This window comes from Anabaena sp. CS-542/02 (assembly GCF_028331085.1).
Lineage (GTDB): Bacteria > Cyanobacteriota > Cyanobacteriia > Cyanobacteriales > Nostocaceae > Anabaenopsis > Anabaenopsis arnoldii.
Map to the genome: position 1 here is coordinate 1 of NZ_JAQMTM010000028.1, position 11,417 is coordinate 11,417.

An 11,417-nucleotide genomic window follows, 5' to 3' on the forward strand; every position below is an offset into this window, starting at 1 on the left:
ACAGGGAACAGGGAACAGGGAACAGGGAACAGGGAACAGAAAACAGGGAACAGGGAACAGGGAACAGGGAACACACCCAACACACCGAAACAATCAAATCCAGTCCCCTTTCCCTTATAAAGGGAAAGGTGAGGGTGGGGTCAAATAATATTCGATACACTAATCATGACTTGACAAACATCCTCTTAGGGAACAGGGGGCGAATTGGTGTGTACATTATTAGACACACACCCAAGGCTTTATAGCTTTTTTGATTCAACCATCAATCAGAAATTTAATTTTGAGCTTGATAGGTGGGAATTAGCTCCCGATAGCTATGAAGTAACCGTAAAAATTGATTACTATCAAAACTAATGGGGTCGCTTCTCTCCCCAGAACGGTCTACATAAGCATGGGTAGTGATGCGGTAGTCGGGAACCTGACTTTGAGCAATTAACCAGGCCAGAGAATTATATTGTAACTCTGTGTAACCACTATGTGAGCGGAGAGAATTTTTACCCCAAGCTTCCTGGGGTGTTTCTAAAGAAACATGATAAGCAAAATTATTCACGGAGGATGCTAAATTAGGGTTAGTGGTTACGGTTTCTGCACCATTGGGACTCTCAAAAACCGAATTACCCGCGCCAAAAGCTCGTTTATTTGGGGGAACTAAATAAATAATTGTCCCATCCCGTTTAATTAGAGCGTGGTAACTAGCTTGTAGATTCTCATCTGTATGGGGGTTTTGAAAGAAGTTAACCGCACTAGAAGCAGAATTACCGGTTTCATGTAAGACAATCAGGGCTTGATTGTTCACAGGTACACCATTAACATCATGAGAATAGCGATCGCCGTAGTTGCTGGGGTCTACTGGGGCGATTTCATAGTAGGGTCTATATTGGGTAAAAGCTGCTGTAGTTCTGTATCTACTAGAATTTTCAGACTTGGTGACAGTAGGTGGGGGTAAATCTACGGTTGATTTTTCCTGTAATTTTTCCTGTGATTTTTCCTCTAAGGTGTTTGAGGATTGTAATTGTGCTTGTGGATATTCGCCCCAGTCTCTATTTACATCGGCTGTTGGTGGGTTAGAGTTGATTTTGTTACTTTCTATTTGTGTAATTCTCCCTAGAGATAACACTATAGTTACTGTAGTGAATATCAGGAAAATCAGTAATACTCGCGTAGCCCAGTCTCTAAACCTCATTGTGATTGTATTGATAAAAAACTCAATTTAATCTTTGTTTTCATTCAAGTTTTCATTCAATTAGTGTCCCCGCGGAGTGGGGACCCTCCTATTTTACACACTTCCCCTATAAGAAGTCCACAGGTACTTTCATTAGCACCGGTGGGATCTGCTCAGTGCATCGCTGTTTTGTTGATGGTTGATGGTTGATGGGTCGGACGCGGGAGCCAGGGGTTAAGAACCGCAGGGAGGGAGCCAGGGGTTAGAAACCCCTGTCTAAAAGCTGAAGTCGGATAAATCCGACTGAGTGTTAATTCTCGCAGTACTAGAGTTAACAATCATTATTTATGGACTTTGGCTGACAAACACTTTCAAAACCCTATACAGCAAGCTACCGAGGTTCAAAACATCAGAATAACTATTCCAGGGATTTTGATTGAACTTCGGTCATGATTAACTAGTGCATTGACACAGCACTTAGGCGATCGCAGCTGCATAAGTAAGATCCCCGACTTCTTACATAATTGGACTAATCTAATATAAGTCCAGAAGTCGGGAATCTGTGTGACACCGAAGATCATGTATCTGATTATCTTGACGGGATGCGAGAACCAAGCGCCGCTGCAAGCAGATCGCGCGATCGCCTGTGCCAGTTGCGTAAGTCCTAATGTTGTTAAAGTTGTCTATTCCTATTCCCTCCCCTTACAAGGGGAGGGTTAGGGTGGGGTCAAACAATAGTTGATACACTAATCATGACTTATCAAACATCCTCCTAAGCCTACCTTTCTCTTCCCTGGTAAGGGTGGGGTCACTGAAAAGTTAACAAGGTACTCAGCTGACAAGATCCTTCGCAAAGCTTCATAGATATTATTAACAATTTCCCCAATTAAGCTGCTATATCCTGTGAATACAAATACTGCTGAAACTCAATAAATATTGCCTTGATATTAGCAACGCTACCTAGTTCTTTAGTGGCATCATGAATAGTATGATATTTTAACTCTAATAACTGGGGTAACTTAGATCGATCCAGTTCTTCTACCCCATCTTTGATATATTGATCTAAAACAAAATCTAGAAATTCCTGTTGTTTACCCACATATTTAGAGAAAATTAAGGATTTATGAGCTAGAACCCTTTCCCGACGGCTAATAGGTACAGCAGCATAAGCAATATAAGCTAATACATCATATAAGTCACTTTTTTCAGCATTAATTAAACTGCTAATTTCTGTTAATTGTTCTGCATCATAACCCTTTTCTGATAATTCTTTTAATAGAGCTTTTCTAGTATCTGGACGACTCCAAATAGTTCTTAATTCATTTTCATTTTTAAACAATTCGGGAATTTCACCAAATAGCCTTTCTATAAATTCTGCAGCGGTTATGGGTTTACCGTCTACACTCCAAAAGCTGGTAGATATTTGATGTTGAATAGTTCTTTCTTTACCATCTCCTAATTTAACTTTAATTATTTTGGGTGTGGTATCTTCTATTTTTTCGGTTCTCTTTTCTGGGCTATTATTATCTGTATTTGGTGATAATTCCCGTGCTTTTGTGTTGGTAACTTTTACAGTTTCTTGGGGTTCACCATCCCATTGAGGATCGTTAAAATGTTCATAAGCTTTGACAAAATCATAAATAGTAAAATAATCCTTACCATCATATAACCGAGTACCACGACCAATAATTTGTTTAAATTCAATCATGGAATTAATAGGACGCATTAAAACTATATTCCGCACATTGCGAGCATCAACCCCGGTGGAAAGTTTTTGAGAGGTGGTTAAAATAGTAGGAATATTTTTTTCATTATCTTGAAAATTCTTCAGGTGTTGTTCTCCCAATTTGCCATCATTAGCTGTAACTCGGTGGCAATAATTAGGATTATGACTAATCTTCATTTGATTGATTAAATTTCTTACTGCTAAGGCATGATCTTGATTAGCACAAAATACCAGAGTTTTTTGATTTTGATCTATTTCTGCCATGAACAGTTGCACTCGGTAGCGTTCCCGTTCTTCAATTTCAATAATGCGATTAAAGTCTTTTTCTGTATAGGTTTTTTCATCATCTATCGCCCCTTCTATGACATCATCATCAGGACTGTAAATATATTCATCTAAGGTAGTTTCTATTTCCCTGACTTTAAAGGGAGTTAAAAACCCATCATTAATACCATCTTTTAAGGCATAAGTATAAACTGGTTCACCAAAATAAGCGTAGGTATCAGCATTGTTTTGACGTTTGGGTGTAGCAGTTAGTCCTAGTTGTACCGCAGGGGAAAAGTATTCTAAAATTCCTCGCCAGGTGCTTTCGTCACTTGCTCCCCCTCGGTGACATTCATCAATAATAATAAAGTCGAAAAAGTTGGGAGGATAGTCATTAAATTTGGGGGTGGGTTTACCTTCTTCATCCTTTCCTGTCATGAAAGTTTGGAAAATTGTAAAAAAGATGCTGCCATTTTTGGGAACTCTCCCCCGGTTTTTAATGGTTTCGGGATCTATGCGAACTAAAGCATCATCAGGAAAGGCAGAAAAGGAGTTAAAGGCTTGGTCTGCGAGAATATTACGATCTGCTAAAAATAGTATTCTGGGGCGGCGTTTGCTCACTGAGCGAAGTCGAAGTGTATGGCTCAAGTTCCATCGGCTTTGGAAGAGTTTCCAGGCCAGTTGAAAAGCAATAAAGGTTTTACCTGTACCTGTGGCCATTGTTAATAAAATTCGCTTTTGTCCTTGGGCGATCGCCTCTAAAACATATTTGATAGCATTATGTTGATAGTATCGGGCTTCCCATGTACCGCTTTTATCTTCAAAAGGAATAGCTGCAAAGCGTTCACGAAGTATCGCTGAAAGAGAATCACGCCATTCTTGTTCTTGTTCCCTGAGCGGAGTCGAAGGGAAATCGCTGGTTTCGACTTCGCTGGTTTCGACTTCGCTGGTTTCGACTTCGCTCAACCGCCAAGTAGCTTCCCATAGTTCATCAGGTGTGGGATATTTGTTGATATAACCTTCTTTCCCGGTGTGCATATCTACTTGGTAAATACCAACACCATTGGTAGAGTATGCAAAGCGCGTTTTTAATTTTTCGGCGTATTTTTTCGCCTGTGCTAAACCTTCCGTATCGGGTAAATCGCGTTTTTTAGCTTCAATAACAGCGAGTTTTTCACCACAATAAACTAATACATAATCAGCGATGTCTGCTTTAGCCCGTTTACCGTTGCCAATTAAACGACCAGGGGCGATGACTTCTCGACGGATGCGGCTATTTTCCACAACTCCCCAACCAGCAGCAGTAAGGGCGGGGTCAATTAATTCGGCGCGGGTTTCGGCTTCGCTCAACCTAGAAGTTTCGGCTTCATTCATGATGGCTCATATCCAGAATCTGATTTTCTATTAAAACCTATTTATACACGAATATAATCTCAGTAATAATAAATATTAATTTTAAATCCTAGAATCTTATTAATTATTTATAAGCAAAAATAAATTGTTCAAAATTTTATAGATATTATATGTCACTTTGTGGTAGATTCGTGGTATTAAGTCTAGTCCATAGGTTATAAATAAACTTATTATCATACTTGAAAACGAAAGGATGATATATCCAAAAAACTTCCCAGATCAATGTCCTCCATCAGAATCCAATACTGCATCAGGAGAATTTTACAGATTTATTAAAAAGGCACATCCAAAACCCCTACCAGAAGATTTTTTATCTTGGCGGCAAGAAAATCCAAATAAGGAATGTCCCCGCGGTGTATCTGAGTGCCAAGCCTGTGGAGTATCAGTTCATTCATCTTTAGATGATGCTAAAAATCTCTCTCGTCGTATTCCGAGTTTTAAAAATAGCAAAATTGCTAGGGGAGTTTTGAATGAAAAACTAGGACAAATTAAACCCACTCCATCAAGAAATGAAAAATCCCATCATACTTGGTGGATACCTGAGAATAGTGAGCCTGAGCATTTTTTTGAATTAATTTGAATTAATAGATATAAATAAAGAAGATTCTAGTAAAACATAATTAACTGATAACCACATTTATAGCCATGAGTTTTTTGCCGGAAAGGACAATATTAGGACAACTTGAAATCATAGAAGTTTATGACTTTTATGATAAACCTGTATTGTTTTCCTGCAAAAATAAATCAGGATTAATTTTTATTGTAGTTTGTGTAGATAGTTCAGATTTTGCTGAAATATGGCTATATGCTCCTGTATCTTCATCTCGTTTTCAGAGTGTAATTAAAGGTGACGTGGAGCTTAGACATATATTTGCTCAGACAGAAGATGCTTTCGTCTATCAAGTGGAAATTCCTTATGAAGATGGAATAAATGTCATTGTTAAAAATGTTGAATGTAATGAAATACCAGATGATTATTTACCAGAATTAGGACAATTTATTCAATCTGAATTTCAGAATAGTGAAAATATTGAAGTAGTTTCTAGGCAGAAAAGAAGAGAAATTATAGATTTTGTTTTAAAATTTCCAGATAAAGATATTCAGGAAGCTCCTGTGGGCGATCTGGGTTTAATTTTATCTTCATTGCAAGAAACAATTGATGCCATAGGACAAATAAAATCAGGAAGATCCGAAAGTCACATTATACCATTTGAGATCAAGCAAAAGACTCAAGTTGTCATGTCTAGTGTATTTAGTGGATCATTTGGAATGCGTCTAGAGGGTACTGTGTATGAGGAAGATAGTTTAGGTTTAGGAGAATCTTTTTTGGGGCAATGTTTCAAAGAATTTATACAATTAATAAATTTAGGAGCAAATTCAGAGGAATTACCAGCTAAACTAAATATTCTCAAAAAGAAAACTGCCTTTAAATATACTGAGTTTTTAATATCTTTAACCAGAATAGGTATTAGTAAATTACAAATAAATTGGGCTTCTCCTGGTCACAAGGTGCAAGTAGGAGAAATAGAGCAAGAAACTATATCTAAGGTGATTGATGTCATTAAAAATACTAAACTAAGAGCAGAAACAGAAATTTGTGTAAAGGTGAAATTAACTCAGATTAATTACAATACTATAACCACTACTTTGCAAGAGGTAGGTTCTCGAAAAAAATATAAATGTTCTATAGCTGATTCTGCTATTAAAGATGTAGAATTTATTAGAAAAGATTCAGTTTATGTTGCAACTATTCAAGAGTATGCAATTGTCTCTACTGTTCTTAATAAGGAAAAGCACGAGTATGAATTATTAAGTTTAAAGCTAGAGGCAGAATCAGAAAATACACAAGCTTGAGATGATTATGTTATTGCGTTAAATAATCTCTCATGCTGCAATTTCCTCCTTTTCATTTTCCCCATTATCTGCTGTGGTCGGTGAGCGAAGTCGAACCGTTAATTCCCCTGTAAATGCTTTTTGCAAGATGCTTTGTTTTAGTTCTTTTAATGCAGCGATTTTTTGACGGTAAATATTTTCAAGGCTTTGGGTTTCACTTTTTAAATCATCAATTCTGTTTGTTATTTGATTCTGCTCATCTAAAGATGGCATAGCAATAACTAGATCCGAAAGTGACTGATTACTTAAATTTTGCATAGTTGCGCCAGTAGAAAGCTTTTCTAGCTGGCTTCTGTATACTGCTGACCTAAGAAGATGAGCAAGAAATACTGAATTAACCTTTTCAAATGGTTTTATAAAGAAAGAACCACTTCCACAAAGCCATCCAGATTGTTCTTCTGTAACAACCGCACATCTTCCTATTTCCCCTCTTCTAGCTACTACAACATCATTTGTTGTTAAGACGTAAGATTGTAGTCGTTTAACTGTATCAGGACTAATAGATTTAATGAAATTTGGAATAATCTTATCGTCTTCAATATTTGCTGGATTTACTATTGGAATACCGTTAGAAACATAATCAGATTTATGTAAAAGTGAGCCAAATGGACCAGTGAAAACTTTACCACCCATTTCACGTAACTTCTTCTCTTCCCAACCTTCGCCTTTTTGACTAAAAATAGAATTTAGATAACTTTCAAATAGCTCCCGTGCATTGCTGAGGTTTTTTTCAGTGTTGCTTATTGCTCTATCAATCCCCTCAAACGCCTCATCCAATATTGCTACAATTCTCTTTTGTTCTGGAAGTGGGGGAATAGGAATGAATAATTCTGATAATTTTGAAGCATTAAATCCACCTTGTGCGCTACCAGAGATGCCAGAAGATATATTATCCCAATATTCTTTAGTTTGGAAATACTTAGAGATAAATTTAGCGTCAATATTTGCATCTTTTAATCTTAGTCTAATTAAGTAAGATGCAGCTACAGTTTCTGGTGGGTCACAAACTAAATAGCTTTTACCAGTTGTTGCGCCAGTTCTTGCAAAAACAATATCTTGATCAATCAGTTTATATTTCTCGAAATCATCTTCAGTAATTTGACAATATGGCACACTAGACCAATTCACACTATGATTTTGAATATCGGTAATTCTGAGAAACTTTGAACCAACATTTGCAACAAAAGCTTTTGCTGTATATCCGTAACTGATTACAGCAATATCACCTAATTTCAATTTTTTCCAGTCTTTCATAATTTCTCTACCAACTGTCTATCACTTTTCAACTGTCAACTGTAAAATACTTTCTAAAATCTCCGCACTCTCCTGATCCAAAACTGCAATTTCCTCTAAAATATCCTGCGGTTCTCTTAACCTCACTTCCTCCCCCTTATTCGGATTCTTCACCGATAAATCAAACGTCTCCTGATCAATATCAGCAACATCCACTAACCAAGACCTTTCCGACTCTGCAAAACTAGCTTGTAACTCCACAAACTCCCGTAAATCATCATCATTTAAAGGATTTGTTTTCCCCAAATTTCGCCCCGGATCTAATTGATAATACCAAATCTTTTTAGTCGCCATTTGTTCATTTATAGACTTACCTTGATTAAAAATCGGTGTAGTCTGAATCGCGTCTAAAGGCGTTCCCTGAGCGAAGTCGAAGGGAACCTTCTCAAAAAATAAAACTACAGTTTTCACCCCTGCACCGATAAAAGTCCCCCCAGGGCAATCTAAAATAGTATGTAAATTACAACTACTCAAAAGCTCTTGACGCAAAGCACGGGAAGCATTATCAGAATTAGAAAGAAAGGTATTTTTAATCACTACCGCCGCCCTACCACCAACCTTCAACATTTTGATAAAATGCTGCAAAAATAAAAACGCCGTTTCTGTACTTTTAATATTAAAATTTTTCTGTACTTCCTTCCGTTCTTTCCCCCCAAAAGGAGGATTAGCTAAAATCACATCAAAACGATCTTTATCTTGAACATCGCTGAGATTTTCTGTCAAAGTATTAGTATGAATAATATTCGGGGCATCAATCCCATGTAAAATCATATTCATGATGCCAATAACATAAGCTAAACTTTTCTTTTCTTTCCCTGTAAAAGTATTTTTTTGCAGTATTTCCAGTTGTTTAGTTGTTAAGTTATCCTGTCTTAAATAATCATAACTCTCACATAAAAAACCCGCAGAACCACAAGCACCATCATAAATTTTTTCCCCGATTTTTGGCTTTGTCACCTGAATCATTGCCCGAATTAAAGGACGTGGTGTATAATATTCTCCACCATTCCGCCCCGCATTCCCCATATTCTTGATTTTCGCTTCATAGAGATGGGATAACTCGTGTTTTTCCTGCTGGGATCTAAATCTTAATTCATCAATATATTCCAACGCATCCCGCAAACCATAACCACTCTGAAACTTATTTTTTATCTCGCCAAAAATTTCCCCGATCTTATATTCAATTGTATCCGCACTGGTAGCCCGTTCTTTAAAACTTTGCAGATAGGGAAATAACTCACCATTGACATAATCAATCAAATCATCCCCAGTTAAGGTGTGGTTATGGTCTAATTTACCCTTTTCATCTTTTGGTGCAGCCCAAACTGACCAACGATATTTTTGATCAATAATAAATGTATAGGATTCGCCACTTAATTCCGCTTTATCAAATCGTTCCTGCTCTAAATCATCCAAATACTTCAAAAACAATAACCATGAAGTTTGTTCGGTGTAATCTAACTCTGTAGTACACCCAGATTCTTTCCAGAGGACATCATCAATATTTTTAAAAGTTTGCTCAAACATTTAGGTTTTGCAATAGGATTTATATTTTACAAATATCTCATTAATTTTCAGTCTTGATGAGGCCATTGCTATCATCAATCAGTTCTAGTTCCCACCTCTGCTGGTTATCACGAGCAACACCACAATTGTTATAAGCACTTATAAGCACTCACATATTTAGGATCAAGTGGGCTATTTTTTATCACCTCTTTTTTAACATTCAAAAATCTTGTATTATATCATACATTTAAAGAGTACAAAGAGCAAGTATTACCCCCACAAGATTTACACAAGTGGCACAGTGGTTTATTTCTTCAAAAAATATCTATCTAAAGGTAGATGACAAAATTAGATCCATAGTCAATCTTAAGTTCATGGGACATTAAGCGAAAACTGAGAATAATTAAATTGACTCTCAAAAAAAACACCGCGACATTAAGCGAAAAGCGACATTTAATTTGAGAATGTACATTAATGGAGAATAGGAGACTCGAACCCCTGACCTCTGCGGTGCGATCGCAGCACTCTACCAACTGAGCTAATTCCCCAAGGGAGTGGAGAGTAAAAAACCCTCACATACATATCATAATTTTAGCACCCAGGGGCGGTAAGTTTGATATCTTTTTGTAAAAAAACTTCCTGGACTCGTTCTAATTCTAAATCATACAAATAATCCACAGTCCAGTTACAGCGACGCTGGAGCATATGGAATGGGTAGTTATGAGCCACCCCAAGTACTTGTATGTGGGCTTGTTTAGCCGCTGCGACACCCACGGGAGTGCCTTCAACTGCTAGACATTCAGCGGGTTGGAGATGGAAATCAGGGTATAATTGATTGAGACGTTCCACAGCTAGCAGATAAGCATCGGGTTGAGACTGGGTGGCGATCAGGTCATCATCGGCGATAATCACAGAGAAATACTCCGACAGCAAAGCGCGTTCTAATACTAGTTCTATTTCCTGGCGAATTGCACCACTGATTAAGGCGAGCTTGACAGTTTGGCAATCATCAGGGGAAATACCGAGCGATCGCACCTGGTTAATAAAATTCAGCACACCTGGATATAAAGGCAGTTCGGGGATGTTTTCCAGTTGCTGGACATAGGCTTGGGCTTTCTGGTGTAGGAGTTTGTTGACATACTCCTGACTAACCACCCTACCACGAGAACTGAGCAACTCTTGTAAATAAGTGCGATCGCTCCTGCGGTATAAAGCCTGACCCTCCCCCAGCTTCTGGGGTTGGAGATTTTCTTGGATGAGAATTTCATCTATTAATTGTAAGTGAATCTGCTCATGATTAATAATCACACTCTTAAAATCAAATAAAACTGCCTTTAAACTCATCTTGTTATGCCAAGCCCTGGAGATGCAAAGTCCTGCCAATTATTATTATCTATTGTGCTATCTTTTGGTATGGCTACTTGATGGCGGAGTTGCCACCAAGCAGGGCGCAAAAATGAGATAATCTTACATAGTCAGAGACTGGGGATTAGTGGAAATTAATTTAGCCAAATCTTGCAAGAAAGCCGCAGCATGAGCACCGTAAATAATCCGGTGGTCACAGGTAATATTAACTTGCATTTGTTGACGCACAGCAAAGGAACCATCCCCTAGAGCTACCATTTGGGGACGGGATGCACCAATGGCTAAGATAGAACCTTGTCCGGGTGGTAAGATAGCATCAAAAGTGTCTACCCCAAACATCCCTAAGTTAGAGAGGGTAAATGTCCCACTGTTGTATTCTTCGGGTTGTAGTTGTTTAGCTCTCGCACGTTCTACTAAAGATTTCCAGGAGCGGGAAAGGGAATAAATATCTACCATGTCTGCATTTTGTAAAACTGGTGTGATTAATCCACCATCATCCATAGCCACGGCTACAGAAATGTTAATACCAGAATGATAAACAATTCCTTGGTCTGAATAGCTGGCATTTAATAAGGGATGTTTTTGTAATGTCACCGCTACCGCTTTAGCCAGTAGGGCTGTCATGGTAACGCCCTTGGATTTAATTTGTTTGTAAAGTTGATCTAAGCCATCGGTGGTAATGGTGTAACCCACACGGAAAACTGGTACAGTCACACTGGCTACCATGTTCCTAACTACAGCATTTTGGAAGGTAGTTAAAGGTACTGTTTGACCAGGAACCATGGGGGACGGGGA

General features: G+C 38.0%; 9 protein-coding genes and 1 tRNA gene. 3 read left to right on the forward strand and 7 right to left on the reverse strand.

Annotated elements, in window-relative coordinates; all coding sequences use genetic code 11:
* Positions 1–274 precede the first annotated feature (274 nt).
* Entirely contained in the window at positions 275–1,183 is a 909-nt protein-coding gene (locus PN447_RS02540) for a peptidoglycan recognition protein family protein (protein WP_271760561.1), read from the reverse strand.
* Positions 1,184–1,726: 543 nt separating this feature from the next.
* Between PN447_RS02540 and PN447_RS02545 the strand changes: the two genes are divergently transcribed.
* The gene (locus tag PN447_RS02545) at positions 1,727–1,882 is read left to right on the forward strand and encodes a hypothetical protein (protein WP_271760563.1); all 156 of its coding nucleotides are present in this window, start codon (positions 1,727–1,729) and stop codon (positions 1,880–1,882) included.
* A 166-nt stretch (positions 1,883–2,048) separates the two neighbouring features.
* Here the strand turns inward: PN447_RS02545 and hsdR are convergent, their stop codons facing one another.
* Positions 2,049–4,502 (reverse strand): EcoAI/FtnUII family type I restriction enzme subunit R, encoded by a 2,454-nt coding sequence (hsdR, locus tag PN447_RS02550; protein ID WP_442867068.1) that lies wholly within the window; start codon positions 4,500–4,502, stop codon positions 2,049–2,051.
* 256 nt (positions 4,503–4,758) lie between these two features.
* Between hsdR and PN447_RS02555 the strand changes: the two genes are divergently transcribed.
* Positions 4,759–5,145, forward strand: coding sequence for a hypothetical protein (locus PN447_RS02555; RefSeq protein ID WP_271760568.1), 387 nt, complete (start codon positions 4,759–4,761; stop codon positions 5,143–5,145).
* Positions 5,146–5,210: 65 nt separating this feature from the next.
* Positions 5,211–6,419, forward strand: coding sequence for a DUF6575 domain-containing protein (locus tag PN447_RS02560; RefSeq protein WP_271760570.1), 1,209 nt, complete (start codon positions 5,211–5,213; stop codon positions 6,417–6,419).
* Between the two features lie 30 nt (positions 6,420–6,449).
* On the opposite strand, the gene PN447_RS02565 is transcribed toward PN447_RS02560, so the two are convergent.
* From PN447_RS02565 to PN447_RS02585, 5 genes are all read right to left on the reverse strand, one after another.
* Positions 6,450–7,712, reverse strand: a complete 1,263-nt coding sequence (locus PN447_RS02565; protein ID WP_271760572.1) for a restriction endonuclease subunit S — start codon at positions 7,710–7,712, stop codon at positions 6,450–6,452.
* Between the two features lie 21 nt (positions 7,713–7,733).
* Positions 7,734–9,278 (reverse strand): class I SAM-dependent DNA methyltransferase, encoded by a 1,545-nt coding sequence (locus PN447_RS02570; RefSeq protein ID WP_271760575.1) that lies wholly within the window; start codon positions 9,276–9,278, stop codon positions 7,734–7,736.
* 454 nt (positions 9,279–9,732) lie between these two features.
* Positions 9,733–9,805, reverse strand: a tRNA-Ala gene (locus PN447_RS02575).
* A 43-nt stretch (positions 9,806–9,848) separates the two neighbouring features.
* Entirely contained in the window at positions 9,849–10,601 is a 753-nt protein-coding gene (locus tag PN447_RS02580) for an HAD family hydrolase (protein ID WP_271760577.1), read from the reverse strand.
* Between the two features lie 123 nt (positions 10,602–10,724).
* A partial coding sequence (locus tag PN447_RS02585; RefSeq protein ID WP_271760579.1) for a dihydrolipoamide acetyltransferase family protein occupies positions 10,725–11,417 on the reverse strand: 693 nt, incomplete at its 5' end.

What these genes read in the sequence shown, in the direction of transcription:
- PN447_RS02540 (WP_271760561.1), bottom strand. Translation starts at nt 1,183, where the DNA reads ATGAGGTTTAGAGACTGGGCTACGCGAGTATTACTGATTTTCCTGATA.
- PN447_RS02555 (WP_271760568.1), top strand. Translation starts at nt 4,759, where the DNA reads ATGATATATCCAAAAAACTTCCCAGATCAATGTCCTCCATCAGAATCC.
- PN447_RS02560 (WP_271760570.1), top strand. Translation starts at nt 5,211, where the DNA reads ATGAGTTTTTTGCCGGAAAGGACAATATTAGGACAACTTGAAATCATA.
- PN447_RS02565 (WP_271760572.1), bottom strand. Translation starts at nt 7,712, where the DNA reads ATGAAAGACTGGAAAAAATTGAAATTAGGTGATATTGCTGTAATCAGT.
- PN447_RS02570 (WP_271760575.1), bottom strand. Translation starts at nt 9,278, where the DNA reads ATGTTTGAGCAAACTTTTAAAAATATTGATGATGTCCTCTGGAAAGAA.
- PN447_RS02580 (WP_271760577.1), bottom strand. Translation starts at nt 10,601, where the DNA reads ATGAGTTTAAAGGCAGTTTTATTTGATTTTAAGAGTGTGATTATTAAT.